The sequence below is a fragment of the Chryseobacterium camelliae genome (genome assembly GCF_002770595.1).
Lineage (GTDB): Bacteria > Bacteroidota > Bacteroidia > Flavobacteriales > Weeksellaceae > Chryseobacterium > Chryseobacterium camelliae.
The window spans coordinates 246,712-270,208 of the sequence record NZ_CP022986.1 but is presented as its reverse complement, the minus strand read 5'-3'; the positions used below and the strand labels follow the sequence as shown (position 1 = coordinate 270,208).

Below are 23,497 nucleotides of genomic sequence, written 5' to 3'. Positions count from 1 at the left end.
TCAATTAAATGTAATAAATACACTTAATTTTTATTAATAATTGATTATCAATTATTTAAAATTACTTACCTTTAAAATTATGAGAGATTGCGAAGGAATTTCCACCGTCATTTTCCCTTTTTTGAGACTTACCGTTTCTTCTTTGGGCTGAATGGGTTCATTTTCAAAGCTGTTCTCGGTAGAAAGCTGAGGGGCCGTCAGGGTAATTTTGGTCAACGTGTTCCCAAGTTTCAGGTTTGCCGGATTGATGGTTACGGATTTACTTTTAGCATCCGTATTCACCAGTTTGATGATCGTTTCTTTACTATCAGCATCTTTTACCGCCGTGGCATACAACTGATCCTGACCGGTTATGGGTTTGCCATGATCAGTAATTTTCAGGACTTCCGTTCCTTTGTTGTTGGAAAAAAGTTTCTGAACGTAATAATTCGGGGTCGCGTAAGATTTCAGATTATTAAACCAAATCAAATCCGGCGTCCACTGCCATCCGTCTGCGTGGGCGAAAAGCGGTGCGTAAGATGTCATGGTCACCACATCTGCATTACGTTCCAGTCCGGTCATAAAAGCGCCTTCAGAAAGTGCGGTCAGCCAGTTGTTTTTATTGTCCGGTTTTACGACACCCACCGATTGTGCGGCATATTCCCCGGCGAAAACTTTAGGTCCGGAACGGTCGTATTTATCATATCTTCCGGCATTTTTCATAAACCATTCCGGGGAATTGTAGTAATGTTCGTCGACGATCTGGGCATTGAGTTTTTTCAGCTCTTTCCATCCGTAATCAAAGAATTCGCCGTCGGGAGAAGGCCCGCTTCCGGAAACGATCTTAATATCCGGATATTTGGTATGAATGGCCTTTTCAAAAACTTTATAGCGTTCGATATAATCTGCTCCCCATTGTTCGTTTCCAACCCCGATGAATTTCATATTAAAGGGTTTCGGATGTCCCATTTCAGCACGAATTTTTCCCCATTTTGAGTTGGAATTCCCGTTGGCAAATTCTATCAGATCCAAAGCGTCCTGAACATACGGATCCAGATCTTCCATTTTGACGAGTTCGGCAGTATTAAACTGGCACGCCATCCCGCAGCTGAGGATCGGAAGCGGTTCAGCCCCCAGATCTTCTGCCAGTTGGAAATATTCAAAAAAGCCAAGCCCGAAGGATTGCCAGTAATCCGGGGTGAGCCGGTGCGCGAATCCGTTGTTCCATTTATTAATTAAATTTTCCCGGTCTTCTACTTTACCGATTGTTTTTTTCCATTGATAACGCTCTGCCAACGTCCTCCCTTCGACAATACAGCCACCCGGAAAACGTAAAAATCCCGGCTGTAAATCATATAATTTCTGCACTAGATCTTTTCGTAAACCTCCTTTTCTTCCTTTCCAGGTATCCTGGGGAAACAGGGAGATCATATCCATATTTACTACTCCATTTCCGGTAAAGGTGATTTGAAGCTTTGCTTTTTCAATCGTTTTGGAAGGATTGAAAACCGCATTGTATTTTTGCCAGCCACTACCTTTTATGATGTTGGAAACTGAAGAAACTACCGTTCCGTTTTCGTCGACAAGACTGATGTTGATGGCAGAAATGTTTCCTGAAACGTTTTCCAAATTAAAATTTAAATCATATTTACCACCCTGATGCAGGCCGATTCCTCTGAATCCCTCGTTTTCCAGCAGATAATTTTTGTCGTTCGAAACCGTAACTCTTGCGTAATTCTTATTAGGTTTAGACTTATCGGTTATGATGGTCAAAAACCCGGAATCCAGGTTTGGAGATAATGTTTTCGTATTGGGCTGCTTCCATCCGGTCAGCGGTTCGTCAAACTCGAAGCTGCGGTTTTTGATCAGTTCCGCATACAATCCGCCATCGGCTGCAAAGTTGATATCCTCGAAGAAAATCCCGTACATCGTAGGCTGGATTTTAATACCGGTGGAAGCTCCGTTCAGATCAAGGCTGAAACTAGACTTTTGAGACTGAGCGGAAAAGAAAGTGGCCGTCAGGAAAAGGGCGGCGGCATAGATTGTATTTTTTGTTTTCATGAAGTCTGTTTATCAAACCTCATAGGTTTTAGAAATCTATGAGGTTTTGTAAGGTTTAAGTTTAATTCTTATTTTACCTTCAAAAGAAGGCTTTTTAATCCCGAATCGGCTGATGTTCCGCCATACAGGATGGTGTAATCGCCGGGTTTCGATACCAGGTCATCCGCTTTTTCGTCATAGAACATAAACGAATCCGGAGACAGGGTCAGCTGAACGGTTTTAGTGGTCTTGGACGGAACGGCTATCCTTTGGAATGCCCTGAGTGTTTTTACAGGAGCCAGTGGATCATTGTTGCGTTTGATGTACACCTCAACGACCTCCTCCCCGTTTTTTCCTGAAGTATTGGTAACAGGAACGGAAATGATTACGTTTTCGTTAGCACTGATGCTGTTTTTACTGAGTGTCGCATTCCCGTAGGAGAAAGTGGAATAACTTAATCCGTGACCGAATGGATATAACGGCGTTTCTTTCATATATCGGTAGGTCCTTCCCTGCATATCGTAGTTTTCAAATCCCTGATGTTTGCTGGTTTTGGACAACCCGTTATCCAGTTGCTCAATACTCTTGTAGAAGGTAATAGGCAGTTTTCCGGACGGATTGTAATCACCGGACAGGACATCCGCTACAGCCGTACCACTGGACTGTCCGCCGTACCAGGCGTTGACCAGGGCATCATAATTTTTTTCATCCTGCTCCAATCCAAGGGCGCTTCCGGCACACAACACGAAAACAACGGGTTTTCCGGTTTTCCTCAATTCGGCCAACAGTTCGCGCTGCACTTTCGGAAGCTCAATATTGGTTTTGTCACCGCCTTTGAAGCCTTCTGCATTCACCATCATTTCCTCTCCTTCCAGGCTTGGGGACAGTCCACCTGCAAAAATGATGACCTCCGCATCTTTCACTTTTTCCTTTACGGCAGCGAAATTGACAGGATCTTTTCTGTACACATCAAAGGTGATGCTCACGTATTTACCGATCTGCCTATGCTGAAGTTCAATCTTATATTCTTTTCCTTTTTCCATTTTCACAGGAAATTCCGAAGGATGCCTTGCATCGGGACCTTTTCGGGTAGCCACTTCTTTGCCATCTACAGAGAGCGTGTACACATCCGAAGTAGATGCTGAGAAAATCACATCGCCCGTGTAGGTACTTTTAAAAATTCCTGAAATTTTTGCAGAGGTATTTTCCCTGCCGACATTCGGGGCAAGCTGGGTGCCGCCGAAACTGTTGTAGCTGATCCCGGTTTTATTGACGGAAATATTGGCCGGTGATCCTTTGAATTCGTTGTTGTTGAAAAACACTACCTTCAGGCCTTTCTCCCCGTTTTTCTGGCTTAAAAAGTTCTGGTACAGTGAAGTTCTGGAAGCCGGATCGGTGACTTCACTACCTTTTTCATAAATGATCTCCGCATTTGGGAACTTGGTTCTGATCCCGTCTAAAATGGTTACGGTAGAAGAAGGTGTTCCATTGTAATTCCCGAGCTGCATCAGTCCGTCATCGGCATTTGGCCCTACGACGGCGATTTTTTTGATGTTTTTGTTTAATGGTAAAACATTTTTATCGTTTTTCATAAGCACAATCGACTTCCGGGCCATTTTCAGTGCCTGCTGCCTGTGTTCTTCAGAATCGACTACCGTGTACGGAATGTTGTTCCAATGTACAGCCGATTTCGGATCGAGCATGCCTAATTCAAACCAGCCTTTCAGGATCCTGCGCATGGAGGCATCGATGTCATTCTCTGTTATCAGTCCGCTGGCAAGAGATTTATTAAGGTTGTTGTATGTATCGCCACATTCCAGGTCGGTGGAATGTTTCAGTGCATCGGCTGCTGTGGATTTTTCATCCGGGTGGGTGCCGTGGTATTTTTTCTGGTAGAAATCGGCGAGTGCCCAACAATCGGACACCACCATGCCGTCGTATTTCCATTTTCCGCGTAAGATGTCGCTGACCAGAAAATCATTGGCGCAGCAAGGCTGGCCGTCGAAAGCATTGTAAGCACACATCACTTCCCTTACATTTCCTTCGATCACCAAAGCCTTGAACGCCGGAAGATAGGTTTCGTAAAGGTCGCGGTGCGAAATCTCGGCGTTGTAGGAATGCCGGTTCCATTCCGGGCCGCTGTGTACGGCGAAATGTTTGGCGCAGGCGTGGGTTTTGAAATAGTCGGGATCATTTCCCTGCAGTCCTTTTACGGCTGCTACGCCCAGGCTAGCCGTCAGGAACGGGTCTTCCCCGTAAGTCTCCTGACCTCTTCCCCATCGCGGGTCGCGGAAGATATTGATGTTGGGCGTCCAGAACGTGAGTCCTTCGTAGCGTCCGGTTTTGCCGGCTTCGTCAAAAGACCGGTTGTATTTGGCCCGGGCTTCATCGGAAATCATTTCAAAGGTTTTCAGGTGTTCAGTTACGTCCCAGCTCGCTGCCAGTCCTATCGCCTGCGGAAAAACGGTAGCCGTTCCGGCTCTGGCCACCCCGTGCAGCGCTTCGTTCCACCAGCCGTATGCCGGAATGCCTAATCGCGGAACGGCTTTGGAATTATCCATCATCATGCCTATTTTTTCATCTACTGTAAGAAGGCTAAGGAGGTTTTCAATCCGCTGTTCTACCGGCAGTTTTGTATTTCGGAACGGTTCCGTTTTGGCGGTCTGTGCCGATACTGCCGATGCAGTGCTGATGAGGAGGCTGATGCCTAACGTTATCTTTTTCATATATGAATATCAATGGTCACATGTTTATGCTTTTCATCATTTAATTCATCAATGGTTTCTGGTAATCTTTGTGAGAAGCACAAATATAGGATTCTCTTTTAAATAAATGTTTAATTAACACTTAATTTTTCAGAATATTGCTGATGGCTTGAATTTCAAGTGGTCGTTTTTAATTGATAAAAGCTTTTGACATAGAAATTAAACATAAGAACTTGTAATTATTCGGTGTAATTTTCAGTTAGGAAGATTTCTTTAACGCAAAGGTTTTATTTTCTTTGGGTGTACATTAAGGGAGCAAAGATTTGATCAGCAGGCTGATCTGATGAAGCGGGCGTTCCATTCATCTATTATTCAGTCCGAATAACCAAACTTATGCAAACTGAGTAAAGAAGCAGTTATGCAAATTGTGAAAATCCGTACAATTTGCGGGGAAATATTTCAATCAATATGGGCAATGGCTCTATTTAATTTAAGTACCTGAAATAATTTATAATACGTTTCTGAATTTTAAAATCCTGAATGTAAAGCCAATGGCAAAAAGCTAATTGCTATTAGCTACTTAACGTGAATTCGGTGATATTTAATTTGTTTTTAGCTAGGAAATGATAGGGAATTTAAAATAACGTGAACTCGATGATATTCATTTAAATATCAATCATTTAATATAAAACAGACTTAAATAATTCCGGATTTAAAAACAGAATAGCTACCAACGAAGAGTACCTTCGATATTTAACTATCGTCGCTCCGAGTAGATTTTGAAAAAATCGTATCGGGAAGTTGTTGAGCTACAAACCAGAAGTCCTGCTTTACACGTTCTCGATACATTTTTCTCCGCTGAGCTGCAAAAACACTCGAACTGACGTTAAAATAGAGTTTGTTTTTACGGAGTACAAGCACGATCATCTGATATTTGAGACTGTTATCGACATGTTAACCGAAGAAACTTCTAACATCCAGCTTCCCTTTCTCCAACCTTTAAATTCATTTCCTCGTCGAATCCAATTTATTTAAATAATAAATACTTATAATCTCACAAAATACAGTAAATTAAAGCCTTAAAAATTGTTATCAATTATATACCAATAGCAAAAACCAAATCCAACTATGAAATCCATTATTCTCATCTGCTTTTTTACGGCTTCTGCTCTGTCTGCCCAACTAAGTACATTTTCTGACCGCGAATTATATCAGATCGGAAAAGTCTGGGGATTGATGAAATATTACCATCCTGCCGTATCGCAGGGAAAAACAGACTGGGATGGTGTTCTGCTGGAAAGTTTCCGTTCCGGTTCAAAAGAAGGAGTTGACAGCCTTGTTAAAAATTGGCTTAGCAAGGCAGACCAACAGAAGTTTGACAAGATCGCAGGAACTAATAATGAATGCGACAGCATTACGCTGCGTAATTTTGATGTTTCATGGATTGAAAAATTAAAAATTTCGCCTGAAAACAAAAATCGCCTGTTAAAATTGGTAAATCAACCAGGGAATGTCGGTTCGTTTTATTCCAATACGGCTAAAAGCGGTATTTATTTCAGCAGTGCCAATGAAAAAGTTTATGAAAGTTTTTCAAAGGAAGTTAAAATGCTGGATTTATTCAGGATCTGGAATGCCATTGAGTATTTTTACCCTTATAAGTACCTGCTTGATCATCAGTGGGATGATATCCTGAAAAAATACATTCCCTTATTTAAAAAGATCAACAATGAGAAAGATTATGAGTCGGTAGTGATGCAACTGGCTGCTGAGCTGCAGGATACCCATACCAGCATTGAAAAGACCTATCAGTATGATGTAGTCGGGAAGCTGTCTTCTCCGTTTACTTTTCAAATGGTTGACGATGCTGTGCTTATCACAGGAAGTAAGGATGAGGCTAAGATGAAAAAAGCAAACCTGAAAATGGGCGACCTGATTACTAAAATTAACGGCAAATCTATTCTAAAAAATATAAAAGAAAAATCGAAATATTTTGCCTTTTCCAATAGATCCGTCGAACTGCGCGAGGCATACAGTTACCTGTTCAGCGGAGATGAAGAAACTTTCATAGTGGAAGGACTGCATAACAATGGAGAAAAGTTCCGGACCACCGTGGAACGGACAAAGCGTATTTTCGATCAGGAATGGGATAAAGACGGCATCCCGGATCTTCACCTGGTATACCAGGGAAAAACCTATAATTATTTAACGTACAATGAAAAAGAAAGCCGTCTAAACCCAAGTTTTCCCATAGATGATAAGGTGTATTTCGAATTTGCATCATTGAAAGGAGCAGAAATCCCTGCCCTGATGGAACAATACAAAAATACAAAGGGGATGGTTTTTGACCTGCGCGGCTACAATGATAATGCTTCCCTGCTTAAAGTTTTTGATTATTTATTAGCCCATCCCGTTGTATACGGAATAAAAACCCAGCCCAACTTCAGCCAGCCGGGTAGATTTTGTTTTGTAGACAATATTGTGAATAAAGAATATAAATTCGCAGGAAAAGATAATCCTGATCCGTATAAAGGACAGGTAGTCGTTCTTATTAATGAACACACCCAAAGTGCGGAGGAAATGTGGGCCATGGTTTTCAAGAAAATCCCAAATATCGTTTTTGTAGGCAGCCAGACCGCCGGCGCCGATGGTAATAAAACTTCCATTAGACTGACGGATGGTAATAAGATCATTTTTTCAGGGCTGGGTATTTATTATCCGGACGGAGGGGAAACACAGCGCATCGGGATAAAACCGGATTTCGTGGTGCGTCCTACGGTTGAGAGCATCCGCAATAAAGAAGACCTTCTGCTCCTGAAAGCTCTGGAACTGATTGATCAGAAGAAGTAGGTTCGCTATATTAACAAGCATAATATTATATTCAAACAATAATTCATTTACTATTAATAGCAAATAAGTGAATCGCACGCAGATTGAGCAGATTTATGCGTTATCGTCTATTCTATAGGAGAAAATGTAACCACAAAAGTCACAAAAGCTTTTACCCCATAAGCCACATTAGATTTTTTAGTTGCTTACGTTGCGTATATTTTAGAACACATAAGATGAAACCTCGAAGAGGTTCGCCGATTCATCTATCATATCTTACAGATTATCGAGGCAAAATCAGAGATTTTCTTTCTCATGCTTATTCTATTCGCTCAATTTGTCATCCTGAAAGGATCTAAACTGCATTATTTAAGCGCAATTATCTTTGCAAATCCGAAAATCTGCCGGAATAAATTAAATAAGATGATGTTAAGGCCGGATCTGATTTAAAATTAGTCTAAAGCCGTTTTTGCATTTGTTTTGTAAAGCGGACTAAAGTCCGCTCCTATTGATAAACAACAAAGCCACCAAATTTGGTGGCTTTGTCATATAAAATGGTTAAATAATCGTTCAGGAGTAGTTACTGCTTGATGAACTTTTTCTGAACGGATTTGTTTCCGGATGGGGAGATTTCCACCAGATACATTCCTGCAGGAAGATGTCCGATGTCGATGCGGTTTTTACCCGAGCGTAATGGCTGATCTTTAATGATGAGACTTCCTTTAGCATCGAATACCGAAGCGGTACCGGAAGTTTTCAGGTCGATGAAGATTTCATTCTTTGCCGGACTTGGATAGAGGCTCGATTCATTCTTATCGGCAAGAAGATTTTCGGCAGCCAGTGTCGTGAAGCTTAACGGAAGTACTGATGCCGTGTAGGTATTTTCCTCGGTCAGATACGCTCTGAAAGGATTGATCATCGGTTCGCTTCCTGCTGCTACTTTAGAAAAGGCCGGAGTTCCGTTAACGGTCTGTAAAACATAGCTGTTGGCCGGAACTTTTAAGGTGTTGTACACCCCGTTCATCTGGTTGACGGTGATGGCTTTCGGCGTGGAAACATTTCCGGTTCCCTGGAAGGTAACGGCTCCTGTGGCATTCACCAATACCGGTGTATTGGCAGGAATGGTTCCGTTCGTAATAGCGGTACAGCTGATTCCGGTAGAACCTGATGCTAACTGATAAACACTCACTCCGGATGGAATCGTTGCCGTAAAAGGCAAAAGCAGCATTTCAAATCCGTTGAATGTACGGGAATACGATGCAGCTGATGCACTGAAGGTAAACGGAACCTGGAAATCTTTCCCCTGGTCTGAAAGGACAAGATTGGCAGCATTGGTTCCCGAAATTACGTTGTTGCTGGAAGAAGTTACCGTGGATGGCACATAATAAATGCTGTTGGAATTGGCACTTCCCTGTTGCCAGTTGTTTGCAGAAGTTGTTCCGGTCGTATTCCTGAAATCTACTGAAGTGTAATAGCCGTTTTCCAGGGCATCCATCAGATTGCTGTCGCCGTCGGAATAAGAGCCTGCAAATTTGGAAGCCACTTCGTTACCTACGTTGAAATACACATCGCCTAAATTCAGGGTGAGCACAGAGCCGTAGTTGGAATTCCGTAGTCCTAAAATACCTTTGCAGCCGTCCGTCAGAACCTGTCTTGAAATATCCAAAGTAATATCAAAGTTTCCTCCTGCCGGGAAAGTGATTTTTCCGTAGTTGTAAGATTTTGTGAGTCCCTGGCTGTTGATGTAATACAACGTGGTATTGTCGGAATAGCTTTGCCCCGCTGTGGTAAAGCTGTTTACGTGAAGAACCATTTTGTTGTAACGGTCATTCAGCTGTAAATAGCCGTTAGCGGAAGTCGTATTGGTACTGATCAGCGGACTGGCATTGGAGAATGTTGCCGTTGTATTGCTGATGTTAAACCCTGTTCCGAAAGCGGAATTGGTCGGCGCCATCGTTTCAATCTTGTTGTAACGGATATCGCTTCCGGTCATCGCCGAAACGGGACGGTCACCACTCTTATTGAATACGAAAGTCATCACACTGGAGGCGTTGATCGTTACGCCGGGACGGAAGGTCTGCGCCATCGTGATCGGTGTCGTGGCCATATTGTTCTGTGCATCGGTCAGCACTTTGGTTCCTGATGTAGAATAAAACGGCAGATCCACTTTCAGATTATACGAATTGGCTGAAGGATTAATGACCATCAGCACGACCTGATTGCCATCCAGGGAAATGTAGGAAGACCCCTGAAGCATCCCGGTGGTGTCGCCCCATGTTGCGGCGATACGCGTTTTTCCAGTGGTATATTTGGCGTAATGCGAAAGAATATAGCCTCTTTTGGTCATGACCCCGGTGGTTGTTCCGTTGGTTCCGTCACCCATCAGCGCATAATATCGCTTGGCGGCATAATGGATCCAGGCATTCACATTGCCAAGCATGGCATTGTTGATGCTGGAAGCAAAGTTAAAGGCATCCAGGTTCCAGCTGAAGTCGCGTGGCGTCCCGGTAGAAGGGTTCCAGTTGATGAGGTATTCCGTCTGCCAGATTTCTTTGTTGTTGTTTTGGAACTGTTTGTAGGCAGATTGCATCAGGCCGTACTGGTGTCCGCCATAGACCTCAAAATTATCCATGGTAGGCTGGTTGAGCATGGCGTTGGCGAAATTATCCGTGAAGCCTACACTTTCGGGAGCGATGACTTTACAGTTGATCAGCTGACCGTAATCACGTACAAATGTAGCGATCTGCGCCGGTGTCCAGATGCATCCCTGGTACTGCGCCATTTCATCCGGTTCGTTCTGGATGGAAATATAATCCAGCGTTACCCCGTTGCTCTGCAGATAGGTAACGAAACTGTTAAGATACAGAGCATAATCCTGGTAATTGGCCGTTTTCAGGGAACCGATCTGCTGTACGCCATTGGCGTCGGTATACACCGCATTCACATGATTATTGGTTTTCCAGGCAGCCGGCATGGTCCACGGACTTGCGAAGATGGTGAGTCCCATGGATTTTGCCAATTGCGCCGTAGCCAGTACGGAACTCCAGTTGTTGCTGTCTTCCGGGATATAGAGCCTCATGATGTTATAGCCTGCCTGACTGTTGGCTCCCCAAAGGGTCTGGATTTCGGAAGTCGTCATGTGGTTGTACCCGAACTGAGGGCTGCACACAAAACCGCCGAAGCCGGTGACTTTCTGGTAGGTTGTGTTTTTGTTGATTCTTACCGTAGTAAGCTGCCCGGACCCGCTGATGCCTGTAAGTAAACAGACGGCAGCCAGGGCAATGCGCTGAGCAAGTTTTTTCATAGTCTTGTTGTTTTAGGTTAAGCTCCAGCAAGCCGCTGAAGAGTATTTCATATCCGTTTCAAAATGAGCAGGTTTTGTCACTAAGAAACCTTCCTGACTGTTGGATAGTCAGGCTAAAATCGGTACACAAATTTGTTGGAAATGTTCCTTTCGTATTCTTATGATCTGTTGAAACCATTTTAATACAAAAGGCAAAGCAGAATTATGTATTCATATTATATTATAGATTTGGGTTGTATTGGCCTATTTTATTATTCAGTGAAGCATTTTATTCCCGGAACTGATTATTGAATGCAGCCCTTCATTATTGGATGCTCACTATGATTCTAAATCATCTGTGAAAAAACACATCCTAACCCAAAAAATTCAATAAATCTGAAATGATGTTCCTTTATGAACAAAATTTCATATTCCGTTACAAACAAATATAACATTCTATTTGAAATAAATGTATAAAATACACTTTATTTTTTCAAAACCGTTCACCCCCGATATTAATCCAATACAAACGAGCACTTATTGATATGATAATCAAAAATATAAATATCATATATTTAATGATTTACGTTTTATGCGGTTCGATTTTAAAAGGATAAAAAAGGTCATTTTCATCATCAAAAGCCCTATTCTGAAGAAAAAAATTTAACCAAAAACAGGGGTCTGCCACCGTAAATCGGACGGGAAGGTTAAAAGGCTGGAAGAAGGAAGCGGGAGGCTGGAAGTTTATTCTGTAGTTGCTGTCGGTATTACCTATTAATAATCATAAGAGCAGATGGTATCTGATGATTGCGCCCCTACAGGGCTCAAATGTATTCTTTCATAATTTAACCCCGGGCGATGCCCGGGGCTATTGATACCGCCCTTTCAGGGCTTGGATAAGCTCTGCATCCGATTTAAATTAACGTAAACTCGACCGTATTTAATTTATTTTCAGTTATTTATCTAAATAATAAATTGGAGTCAATTTAATGAGTTGGGATTTTAACAAAGTTTGGATTCACATATAATAAACATTGAAATTAATACTTTGATCGTAATGTTGACAAAGGGAACTTCCAGCTTCCATCTTCCAGCCCGTAATCCGGTTTCTACTTCGAGTTCAAGTTAAAAATCCTGTCAAATTCACCTAATTAATCCTAAAAAGAAACTTCCATCAAATTTACTTTAGCGGAAGTTATTTTAATCGATTGAAACAGCACTTACTACAACGGTTATGCGATGTTTTCTTTAAACGGATTGACACTGATTTCGATCATCAGCTTTTCAAAATAGAAGTAGAATCCAAGGGTATTCCTGATTTTTTTCGGTTCGGAATCCAGTTTCAGCCCTTCTACCTCTTTAAGCCTGTTATATATTTCCCGGACCGCATTCTCATCCTCCTGATAAAACCCGATATGAAAATTCTCCGGGTATTCCGGTATCTTATCTTTCCTGTTCAGTTCCTGGCCCCAGATGACAAGGACAAATTGATAACTGCTTTCCAGAACTGCCATTTTACCGTTGCGGTTGGTTATTAAATTAAAGCCTAAGTGATTTGCAAATAAGCTCACTGCCTGATCTACTTCTTTTATTACCAGATTGATATGATTTAAACCCATCGTATTTTTTGTTTGATTAACAGGACAAAATTAGTCTTCCGGCATCATGCTCAATTGGATAAATCGGTCGTTCTCGTTTTTATTTAAAATGGTAGGTTTCACACCGGCGAATTTCTTTATTTCCCGGATGAAATGGGATTGGTCACCGTAATTGAGTTCCGGGTAAAAGTCCCCGTTTTTCAGCTGTTTCAGTGAATGGGAAAAGCGGATGATGTTGAGGTACGATTTTAAGGATACGCCCAACCAGCTGTTGAAATACCGGTTCATCTGCCGGCTGCTCCATCCGACCTTTTCGGAAAGTTCTTTTACCGTAATGGCTCCTTTTGAGGCATCAATTAATTCAAAAAGGTGCTTTTTCCGGAAATCAATTTCATGAGTCAGTTTGGAGGCAATCATGTGGCAGGCTTTTTCATAAAAAGAACCAAAATCCGCAAGATCATCTTTGCAAAATCCCCAGTAACCTTCAGAAAGTTTCTGCCTGTCGTTTTTTAAATCCGCAAAAGACTGGCTGAAAATATATTCCGCCGCGATCGGGTGAAAACTGATGACAAACATCTTGGATTTCGGAAACGGCGGTTTGATGACCGGGCCGGTCGATATTCCGGATATAAATATCTCAAAACTTCCGTTTTCCACGGCCAAAAGGGCAATATCTAATTTTCCGTCCGGAACGATGATGCTTTCTGCCGTTTCATCCGAATGATACCTCATCATCCAGATGCTTTCCACAAGATCCTGTAAGATTCCATCAGGTTTCAGCGAGAGGTATTCCAGTTGATTTTTTTGAGAGTGTATCATAACAAGACTGATTTTACCGAATTATGGATAAACTATAGCTTAATCGCTTTATTGTTAATACAATTAATGGTTGCTTTTCATTCTGACTTTAAAATCTGAAGATGTTTTTCAGCGTTAAAATCCTTTGCAATGCCACTATTAATTCCTTCCTGAATTGCATCTTTCAGGATTTGAATTTTATTTTCTACGTTTCGTTTCATTTTATTTTATTTATTTTTAATAGGTTGATGTGGGTATTATCAATAGGAAGGGCTTTAGCCCATTTACCTTATGAAGGATAATAATCGGCTTTAGCCAAAACCTATCATAATTTGGCTAAAGCCGGATTTTAGATTGCTATAATGACATCGCGCTAAAGCCCGACGCTATTGATAACCCATCTAATATATTGACTACCAAATACCTAAAATCATTTTCAACATTGAACTTATGCAATTTGAAGTTAATACCATAAAATTACCGAATTTTATGGTTGAATTAAATTTCAGATCAAAAAATACCAAAAGAAAAACCACCGGAAAAATCCGATGGTTTTAAGAGGTAACAAAATTATTTTCCGGTATAATCACTTTCCGGCGCACCGAGATAACTCGGTTTCAGCCCGCCGGTATTGATGAGGATCTTCTCCAGTACGATGCCTGGTTCCAGCACCCTGAAACGGAGCGTATGTTTTCCTGACTGGGAGATCTGGTGTTTGGTGATGGATCGGATGATGTGTTCCGACTGCCATCTTCCCAGCTCGCCTTTGTAATGGCCGTTGAAATTCACCACCTGCGGCGCTTGCCCGTCGAATGAAATTTCGTAGCACAGTCCTTTGTTGTGATTGAAATTCAATGTCGGAGCCAGTAATAGCCGGACTTCAAATTCGCCTTTGGATTCAAAATTCATGTCGTATTCCAGGTAGATGTTTTCATCCGGTTTTGGATAGGCATTCTGTGGAAAGGTCGTCACGCCGGATTTGGTCTTCCCGAAATCAGGAATCACTTCCCAATGGATCCGGTCCGAATTGTGCATCCTGGCAAAATGTTCCGCTTCTATGGAAACATAGCCGTTCTTCTCCTGAAATATCTTTTCTTTCGGAAAATCCGCTTCGGAAATGTAGGTCACTTCAGGCATGATGTTTTCTTTTCCGTCGGCCCAGGTTTTGTATCCGATGCGCATCTGGTCCATCATGTGCTGCCATTTTCCGCCGGCCATCACATTATTATAATAGTTGTCCAGATAAGCATTTCTTTCAAAACACTGTTTTACCTGATCAGCATATTTATTCGCTTCCGGATCTTTTTTAGCCGCCAGTTCCCGGTTTTTAGCAACGGCATAATACATTTCGTACAGGTTGCTGCACGCATCAATCGGGTACAGTACCAACTGGTAATACGCGTCCTGATATTCTGCCGGAATATCTTCCTTCAGACGCAGTGCTTTCAAGGCCAAAGCCCGGTAATCATTGAGAACCGTTTCAAATTCGTTGTAATTCTCCAGGCTGTAGGTATTCCAGTTCAGGGTTTCAGGCGTTACCCGGCGGTTGTATTTTGCGTAGGTGTTGATCATTTCCGCGATTTCTTTGGCGTGTTTTTCACCAAACTGCTGCGCCGACCATTTTTCAGTGTACTGGAATAAATTACTCGCATTAAACTGTTTCGGGTTCCAGGCCATGTCCAGGAAAAAGCTGATCGGGAATTCCATCGGTTTCAGGTCACCGACATTCACTACCCAAACTTTATCGACCTTATGTTCGTAGGAAAGGTTCATCTGTTCCCAAACGCGCTGGACCGGACTGATGTTGATCCATTTGGAGTTTCTCGGTCCACCTACGTAATCAAAATGGTAATACATCCCGTAACCGCCTTTGTGCAAAGGTTTGGAAAGATCCGGAAGCTTCCTCACGTTCCCCCAATTGTCATCGCAGAACAACAGGATCACATCATGCGGTACGCGCATCCCTTTATCATAATAGTCCTGAACTTCTTTGTATAACGCCCAGACCTGCGGTGTTCTTTCCGCTTTTTTTCCGGTGACATCGGCAATAATCTTTCTTTGGTCTTTTACGATTTTTTCCAGCAGGGCAATATTGGTGCCCTCTCCCATCGCTTCATCACCATCGCCACGCATGCCTACGGTCACAAGCTTTTCCCAGTTTTTGCTTCTTTCCAATCCGGATCTCCAGAATTTCTGCAAAACCTCAGCGTTTTTGGAATAATCCCAGATATTCGGCAGGTTGTTTCTTTTGATGTACCGGTGCCAGTCGGTTTGTGCTAAAGCCATCGGTTCGTGGTGTGAAGTTCCCATCACGATGCCCATTTCATTAGCCAGCGGTCCGCTTAAAGCATCGTCGTCATAGAAAGCTTTTCCCCACATGGCCGGCCAGATGTAGTTGCCTTTCATCCGCAGGATCAGCTCAAATACTTTTTCGTAAAATTTAGAATTGATCCCTCCGAAAGTCGCCCTCGCCCAGCTTCCCAGGGAAGGTTCCTCATCGTTTAAAAAAATTCCGCGGTATTCCACGGCAGGTTCTCCGTCGGTATAAATCCCTTTTTTAAAGTATACATTTTCCTTTTTCTCAACCGGAACATCCGCCCAGTAATACCAGGGCGAAACGCCGATCTGCTGCGACATTTCGTAGATTCCGTAAATGGTTCCCCGCTTGTCGCTTCCGGCAATGACCACCGCTTCGGAAACGCCGGGAAACTGATTGCTTATGTTCTGGATGATAAATTTCTCATTCTTGCCCTTAAGCGAATTCCCATCGATTTTTTTAGCCTTGATCAATGCATCAATGGTTTTGCTTTTTCCAGCTTCACCAATAATAATGAGCATTCCATTTACCCCGGAATTTTGGGAAATAAGGTTGGGCTGAATGCCGGTTACCTTCCGGAAATCGGACTGAAGGTTCGCCACTGCGCGAAGAATTCCCTTATCTGAATCGCTGTCCGAAAACAGCGTCAGCCCAGAATTGCCTTCCTTCAATACCACCGAATTCTCTGCCTTCACAAAAGAAATAAAAGGATCGGCCGCTTTTACAAGGGTTGTAAAAACCAGCGGTATTAAAAGAGAAAAATAATTCAATATCGTCTTCATAATATTTATTTTATGCGTATTTATTTAATAGGTCGTTTAAACTTTTTATTTAATAGCAATTTCACAAAAGCTTTTTTTAGACACATGAGTCATATAAGATTCAGATTAAAGTATTAAAAATCAAAGATTTTTATTCTTTTGAGAACTTTCAATATTCCAATCACTGCGGTATAATTATCTTTTGTGACTTTTGCGGTTAATTCTGAAATTAGTTTAAACATGTATAATAGATTAGGTAAATCAAAGCTTACCAGTCATCCGTTCTGAACGGCGATGCCAGCAATCCTTCTGTGTTTTCAAGATTCGCATCTTCGGGATTATTGCTCCATGCATACCGGACGGCCACCGGGTTTTTGATTTCTTTGCTGCTGACAATTATTTTATTGCCTTTGATTTTTGCTTCGGCCCAGACAAATTTTTTATCGCTTCCGGCAATGGCAAAATGTTTCAGTGCTCCGTTTCTGCTTTTCAGGCCGCCTCCGATATTGTCAAATGAAAGGATAATCGTTGAATTTTCCACTTTCATCGAACTGAAAACAGGACCGCTGCTGACCAGCTTTTCACCATACACCAGTTTGCGGGCAGCCAGAAACAGGCGTTTGGCCATATCTTTTTTATTGAGCGGATGAATGTCATTCCATTCCCCGAGATCATAGTTCACGCTCATCGCCGTGTATGGAACCGTTTGTGAGGTTTTAAACTGAGCTTCACGGATTCCTGCCCATCCGCTTGGTGCATTGGGATCGCTTGTTTTTTCCATAAAATTGGGAAGCTGAACCAGTAAAAATGGCATCTGGTCCCATTGAAATACTTCCCGCCAGTTTTCGATCAGGTTTTTCAGCAGACCGGCATAATTCTCCGACTGGCCGGCATTGCTTTCGCCCTGGTACCAGATCGCACCGCGAACCTTGTAATCCCAGATCGGATAAATCATCCCGTTGTACAGTCCGGAAGGCGTGCTCCGAAGGTTTTTCAGCTTCGATTTGTAGTCTTCATCTTTACTCGTATCCTGACCGATATTGTATTTCCACTCACCTGTCAAATCAACGACAACGCCGTCTCCTACGATTTTATACGGCTTGTCGGCGACAAATTCACCGTTTCCGAAGTTGGACGTAAGCTGGATGGCAATGGTATTTTTCCCCTGTTTTAAAATGCCGCCCGGAATATCATATTTTCTCGGCGGGTAAGTATATGAGGTCGAACCTACAAATGTTCCGTTCACGAAAACCGAATCGCTGTCGACCATCACGCCGAGGTAAAGCCGGGCAAACTTTCCGTCCATAGAAGCCGGAAGGTCAAAATTTTTCCTAAACCAGACCGTCCCTTTGGCCTGGATTCCGTTGTCTTTCCATTTTCCGGGCACTTTTGCTTTTTGCCAGTTTGCGTCATCAAAATCCTTCTGATTCCAAAGATTCCTTCCTTTATCCAGTTTGGAAGCATTGAGCGCAGACAATGCCTGTTTGTCGATAAGATCATTAGGAAAATCCCTGAGGTGCTCCTGGCTGATCCAACTCTGAATGGCCGAACCGCCCAGACTGGAAACCAACATACCTTGCGGAATTTTGGTATGTTCGTAGGCCTCAAGCGCATAGAAATACGCAAAAGCGGTCCAGTTCATCACCTCGGAAGCCGTTCCGGTAAACCATTTTCCGCCAGGTGCTATATTCTCCTTAACGGATTCAACGCTGTTCTGGGTAGGCACTTTGAAATACCGGATTTTATTGAAATCCGAAACATTGATTTCCGGAAAACGGTCGGTTAACCGGGCAATCGGCGTTTCCATATTCGACTGTCCCGAAGCGAGCCAGACGTCGCCCACGAGAATATCCCGGATCGTGATTTCGTTAATTTCCATCACGAACGGGCCTCCCGGTTTCTGCGGTTTCAATTGCACAGACCATTTTCCGTTTTTGTCGGGTGAAGTATTGTAGGTTTCATTACGGAATCTGATCGTAATATTTTCGCCCTGATCCGCCCAGCCCCAGATGTTGAGCGTTACATCACGCTGCAGAACCATTTTGTCACCGACCAGATCCGGAAGTTTTATTTTCCCGAACGAGAGCTGATGACTGAAAAAAACCATCAGAAAGGTCAGTTTAAATAGAATGAATGGTCTGAAGTACCCGGTTTTCATGTTGAATGTATTTTAAATTTAACATCAGGATTAATGAATCACAAATCCGCCTTTGGATTGGATTTCTATTTTCAATTCCCCGTTTTTATTGATTGTCACGGATTTTTCGGAAGTTATCCCTTTTGCATCATCGTTGATGAATTTTACCGTCTTTCCGGCCAGCATCGGAAGTTTCAAAGTCAGTTTCTGAACGGAGTTTTCAGCATTCACGCCGGCAATGTACCATTGGTCCTGGTGTCTTCTGGCAATAACGGAATATTTTCCGGGATAGCCGTCGATGAAAACCGTTTCGTCCCACAAGGTCGGGATTTCTTTCATAAAATCAAGCTCGAATTTCGGAGCATCGGTAAGATTGTTCGGCATGATGGCAAACATCTGAACCGGATTCTGGAAAAGCACCGCCGTGGCCAATTGGAAGCCGTCGGTCGTGTACCGTTTATTTTTTTCCGTATTAGATTTGGTTAAATATTTATTGAGAAACGTTCCGCCGAATTCCATGCTTCCGACCGTGTTCCGGATGAACGGGTGCAACGAGGCGAAGAAAGCTTCCTGCTTGCGGACATCTTCTGAGAAATACAGCATTTCGGAGGCCAAAACCGCTTCGCTTCCGGCATAATTCGGGTACATTATTTCCCAGCCTCTCGGTAAAGTAGCGCCGTGGAAAATTATTGTTAATCTGAAATCATTGGCGTCGGAAAGGATGTCTTCGTACAGCTTCATCGTTTCCTGCTTGTCACCGCCGAAGAAATCGACTTTCAGTCCTTTTACACTGATTTCTTTGAGCCATTTCATTTCTTTTTTACGTTCGATTGACGAGCTCATTTTGTTTCTCGGACCCATCGGTGCATCATTGGCCGCTCCGTTGGAATTGTACCAGAGCATTACGCCCACGTTTTTAGATTTTGCATACTGAACAAGTTCTCTCATCCTATCTTTGCCGATGTTTTTATCCCAAAGCGCATCCATCAGGATAAACTGGTAGTCCATTGCCGCGGCAAGATCGATGAATTTTTTCTGGTCGTCGTAATTCATGCTGTTGTCCTGCCACAGGATCCAGCTCCAGGTCGATTTCCCGAAACTGTATTTCTGCGAAGGCGCATACATCGGATCTACGACATCAAAAGGAATCGTGGTTTCAACAATCGGCTTTAAGGATTCGCCAACCGTGATGGTTCTCCACGGCGTTTTTCCCGGCAGTGAAATGGCCGCTCCGGTACTTCCGAAACCATTATTTTCCGCCATATTCGGGTACGCGACTTTGTAAAGAGTCTTTTCCGGTGTGGTATCCAGATGGGAAGCGCAGTACAGGCTGTTCACGCCGGTTTCGGAAAGGAGGATCCAGCCATTGTTTCCAACGTGGAAGAGTCCAGGGAAAACGTAGCCATAATCGCTTTTCATTCCTAATTCCGCATCGGCTTTGTAGCCGCTTTCGTAGCTTGGAGCGGTTCTGGCAAAACCGGTCATCGGCTTCATCATCGGAGAAAGGAAGGTCGTGGTCAGCGAAGGAAACCGGTATCCCGTCATTTCCGACTGTACGACCGCACTCAAACGGTCTTTCATCGGCTGAATATCGTACCGGAAAGCGATATTGTTATTGCTCACCTGGAATTCAATCCCGATGTTGTACTGGTCTGCATTGCTGAAATTTACCGTCAATGCATTAGCCTTATAATTGACTTCCGACTTTTTGATTTTCTCGTTGGTGTAGGTTTTGGAAACCTGGTCTTTTTTGCTGTCGATAAATTTTAAATTTTTAGAAAAATCAGATTCATTGGTAACAAGGCCCAATGGTGATTTTTCCAGCATGGTTTTCCCCTGAAAAATCACCTTGTACAGTGCTTTTCCGTCTTCTGAGAAGACATTCAGCTTTAGCTTTCCGTCAGGGCTCGAGACTTCGGCGACCTGGGCAAAAACGGTATTCAGGAGGAGAATACCCAGGATGATTGATAGTTTTAAAAATAGTTTATTCATAATCATTTATTTTCAAGAAAGGTCCAGTAATCGAAAAACATCACATCTTTTGCGGCTTTTCCGTTAAACACAAAATACAGGTCGTGAACCCCGGTTGTTTTTTCCTTCACTTCGGCTTTCACGGTTTCCCAGCGATCGTCGCCTCCGGTTAGCGGAACTTTTACTGTGGCCACCACCGGTCCGGTAAGGCTGTCCAGATGAACATCCATCGTTACCTCACTGTTGTGCGTGGTTCCGACTCTTGCCGTGAAATTTAAAGGTCCTTTTTTACCGAAGTCAACATTTTTCACGCTAGTGTACGCGCCGCTTTTTTTAGCCTTGACAAACACGCCGGCTTCTTTGTTCTGATAAGATTTTACATTTTCCGACCAGGCGATGGTTTCGGCGTGGTTGAAGCTGTACGGATTGACAGTTGCAATGGCTTTGATGATTCCATTCGTCATTTTAATGGGCGAAATGGAACCGTCTTTATTAAAATTAAGTTCTTCGATGCTCACTGACCTTGTAAATCCGCTTCCGCCGGGCAACGCCCCATTATGGTAGAAAAAGTAGGTTTTGCCTTTAAAGTCAATCACTCCCGGATGGTTGGTAAACGATTTCCCTTCGGTTGGCATGACAATTCTGCCGTATTTCCATGGTCCCTGCGCACTTTTGCTGGTGGAATAGCCAATGAATTCAGGAAGCGGACCGCCCGGCCAGAACAAGTAATACAGGTTTTTCCTTTTGTAGAGCCACGGGCCTTCTTCATATTTCGTTGGTCTTTCCGGGTTTTCTTTTCCGTCCCTTTTGCCGAAAGATTCTGCGGTCATCGGAACTTCTACGATATCGCCGGAATAGGAAATCATATTTTCATTCAGCTTCACATATTTCAGCTTCGGGTTTCCCCAGTACATGTGGGCCTGTCCGTCATCGTCCACGAAAACGGTCGGATCAATATCGCCCCATTCGCTCTGCACCAGAGGTTTTCCCAGCGGATCGTGAAACGGCCCGAACGGACTATCGCCCACCGCCACACCGATCGCGCCTTTGTTATTGGTTTTCGACCACATCGGAACGTACATAAAAAATTTGCCGTTTCTTTCAACGCATTGCGCGGCCCAGGCATCCCGCTTGGCCCAGTCGAAATCATTGTAGGAAAGGATGGTTCCGTGATCGGTCCAGTTCACCATATCGTCGGTGGAATAGACTTTCCAGTCGTTCATGGTAAACCAGGTGGAATCGTCTTCATCATGCGTGGTGTATACGTACAGCCTGCCGTTGTAGACCATCGGTGCCGGATCGGCGGTGTAGTTGGTCTGAATGATAGGATTCTGGCCGAACAAATTCGCTGAACATCCGATCAGGAGAAGGCCGAGTATGGATTGTAAGGTCTTTTTCATATTTTCTATTTCATTTTTTTGAGTACTAAGGGCGTTTTATATAACCACAAAAGTCACAAAAGCTTTTAACACATGAGGCACATTAGATTTTTTTAGTTTTAATTATTGCGCATATTTTTAGAACACATGAGATTAAAAATCAAAGATTTTTAAAAGCTTTTGCGGACTTGTTTCACGTTTTCTATTTAACTTTACTATGCAGCATCAATATCTTTTGCAACTTTTGTGGTTAAATAATGCTTTGTGATTAAATTTCTATTTTTTCTTGAAACTCCAGTGATCGAAGTTGAACAGCTTTCTGCCGGCGGTGATGTTCTTTCCTTGGAAAACAAAGTAGACATCGTGGATGCCGGAGACGGATTCTGAGATTTTGGAGGTCAGGGTTTTAAATTCTTCCCAGCCACCGGTTCTCGGGATTTCGATCTGGGCGATCTTAGTGCCTTTTACATCATCCAAATGAACTTCCAGGATGCCGCCGTCGATGCCTGCGGCTACAGATGCGGAAAATTCAGATGCACCTTTTCCAAAATCGACTGCACGGACTTTGATGTAGCCTCCGGTCCTGATGTCGGAAACGTAAACGCCGGTCTTCTTATTTTCGGAAGTGGTGCATTTTTCCGACCAGGCCATTGTTTCGGCTTCGTTTCTCTGGTATGGGTTTAAGGTACCGACAGGATTTACGCCTTCTTTGGTAATTTTGATTTTCGGAATGCTGCCGTCAGGATTGTATTTAAATTCTTCAATCGCCGTTGAACGCCCATAGCTGCCTCCGTTCGGCAATAAAGCGTTGTGGTAGAAGAGGTAGGATTTTCCTTTGTAATCAATAATTCCACCGTGGTTGGTAAAGCTGTTGGTGGGCTGGTCGGTCATGATTTTTCCCTGGTATTTCCATGGTCCGGTTGGGGACGCGCTGGTTGCATAAGACAAACATTCCGTTCTATTGGTCATTCCTGCGTACATCATGTAATACTGCTTGTTGCGTTTGTATAGCCACGGCCCTTCCACGTAGACGTCGTCGAATTTTTCCTGTTTCTGCAGGACCTCATCACTTTTCCCGGGACGTCTCATCCCGCCGAAAGCTTCGACTGACTGCGGAATTTCCGTGATTTTCCCGTTGAAGGAAGTCATATCTTTATTGAGCTTTACATAAAACAGTTTGCTGTTTCCCCAATACAGATAGGCCTGTCCGTCATCATCGATAAAAACCGTTGGGTCGATATTGTCCCAGGTTGCCGTGGTCACCAGCGGTTTCCCCAGAGCATCTTTGAAAGGGCCAGCCGGACTATCGGAGACCGCCACGCCGATGGCCATATTGTTGTCCACCGTCTGGACACAGATGTACCAGTAAAATTTGCCGTTGCGCTCTACACATTGTGCCGCCCATGCCCGGTCTCTTGCCCAGCTGAACGATTCGAGCGAAACCGGAGAACCGTGATCGGTCCAGTTCACCATATCATCCGATGAATACACATGCCATTTCGTCATCGTATAAAAATCGAATCCCGGCTGGTCGTCCCCAGTATATAGATACATCTTACCTTTGTAAATCATCGGCGCCGGATCAGGTGTGAAGTGCGTCTGGATCACCGGGTTCTGTGCGGAAACCGCAGATCCCAGACTGCAGGCTATCAGGGCTAGTATTGTTTTTATATTTTTCATTAACTGTTATTTTAATTTTCTGA

Annotated in this window: 12 protein-coding genes; 1 reads left to right on the top strand and 11 read right to left on the bottom strand. The window is 43.3% G+C overall.

All coding sequences use genetic code 11. From position 1 onward, the window contains the following. Positions 1–51: 51 nt before the first annotated feature. Positions 52–2,040: an alpha-L-arabinofuranosidase C-terminal domain-containing protein gene (locus CGB83_RS01165; RefSeq protein WP_100074120.1), complete on the bottom strand. Its 1,989-nt coding sequence runs from the start codon at positions 2,038–2,040 to the stop codon at positions 52–54. A gap of 68 nt (positions 2,041–2,108) precedes the next feature. Then, positions 2,109–4,745 (bottom strand): glycoside hydrolase family 3 C-terminal domain-containing protein, encoded by a 2,637-nt coding sequence (locus CGB83_RS01160; RefSeq protein ID WP_100074119.1) that lies wholly within the window; start codon positions 4,743–4,745, stop codon positions 2,109–2,111. Between the two features lie 1,107 nt (positions 4,746–5,852). On the opposite strand from CGB83_RS01160, the gene CGB83_RS01155 reads away from it, so the two are divergent. After that, positions 5,853–7,571, top strand: coding sequence for a S41 family peptidase (locus CGB83_RS01155; RefSeq protein ID WP_100074118.1), 1,719 nt, complete (start codon positions 5,853–5,855; stop codon positions 7,569–7,571). Positions 7,572–8,130: 559 nt separating this feature from the next. On the opposite strand, the gene CGB83_RS01150 is transcribed toward CGB83_RS01155, so the two are convergent. The 9 genes from CGB83_RS01150 to CGB83_RS01115 all read right to left on the bottom strand — a co-directional run bounded on the left by CGB83_RS01150 (position 8,131) and on the right by CGB83_RS01115 (position 23,474). Beyond that, complete coding sequence (locus tag CGB83_RS01150) at positions 8,131–10,854, bottom strand: T9SS type A sorting domain-containing protein (protein ID WP_100074117.1); 2,724 nt, start codon at positions 10,852–10,854, stop codon at positions 8,131–8,133. Between the two features lie 1,211 nt (positions 10,855–12,065). Continuing rightward, on the bottom strand, positions 12,066–12,452 hold the full coding sequence (locus CGB83_RS01145; protein WP_100074116.1) for a VOC family protein: 387 nt from the start codon (positions 12,450–12,452) through the stop codon (positions 12,066–12,068). 30 nt (positions 12,453–12,482) lie between these two features. After that, positions 12,483–13,250 carry a helix-turn-helix domain-containing protein gene (locus CGB83_RS01140; RefSeq protein ID WP_100074115.1) on the bottom strand — a complete coding sequence of 256 codons (768 nt, stop codon included), beginning with the start codon at positions 13,248–13,250 and terminating at the stop codon, positions 12,483–12,485. Positions 13,251–13,327: 77 nt separating this feature from the next. After that, positions 13,328–13,450, bottom strand: a complete 123-nt coding sequence (locus tag CGB83_RS20560; protein ID WP_257790667.1) for a hypothetical protein — start codon at positions 13,448–13,450, stop codon at positions 13,328–13,330. 349 nt (positions 13,451–13,799) lie between these two features. Next, positions 13,800–16,328, bottom strand: coding sequence for a glycosyl hydrolase 115 family protein (locus CGB83_RS01135; protein WP_100074114.1), 2,529 nt, complete (start codon positions 16,326–16,328; stop codon positions 13,800–13,802). 247 nt (positions 16,329–16,575) lie between these two features. Beyond that, the gene (locus CGB83_RS01130) at positions 16,576–18,465 is read right to left on the bottom strand and encodes a sialate O-acetylesterase (RefSeq protein ID WP_228420039.1); all 1,890 of its coding nucleotides are present in this window, start codon (positions 18,463–18,465) and stop codon (positions 16,576–16,578) included. Positions 18,466–18,495: 30 nt separating this feature from the next. Continuing rightward, positions 18,496–20,436, bottom strand: coding sequence for a glycoside hydrolase family 97 protein (locus CGB83_RS01125; protein WP_100077444.1), 1,941 nt, complete (start codon positions 20,434–20,436; stop codon positions 18,496–18,498). A gap of 2 nt (positions 20,437–20,438) precedes the next feature. Further along, the gene (locus tag CGB83_RS01120) at positions 20,439–21,815 is read right to left on the bottom strand and encodes a glycoside hydrolase family 43 protein (RefSeq protein ID WP_100074113.1); all 1,377 of its coding nucleotides are present in this window, start codon (positions 21,813–21,815) and stop codon (positions 20,439–20,441) included. Positions 21,816–22,070: 255 nt separating this feature from the next. Then, a complete protein-coding gene (locus CGB83_RS01115; protein WP_100074112.1) occupies positions 22,071–23,474 on the bottom strand; it encodes a glycoside hydrolase family 43 protein in 1,404 nt (467 codons plus the stop codon). Positions 23,475–23,497: the final 23 nt, after the last annotated feature.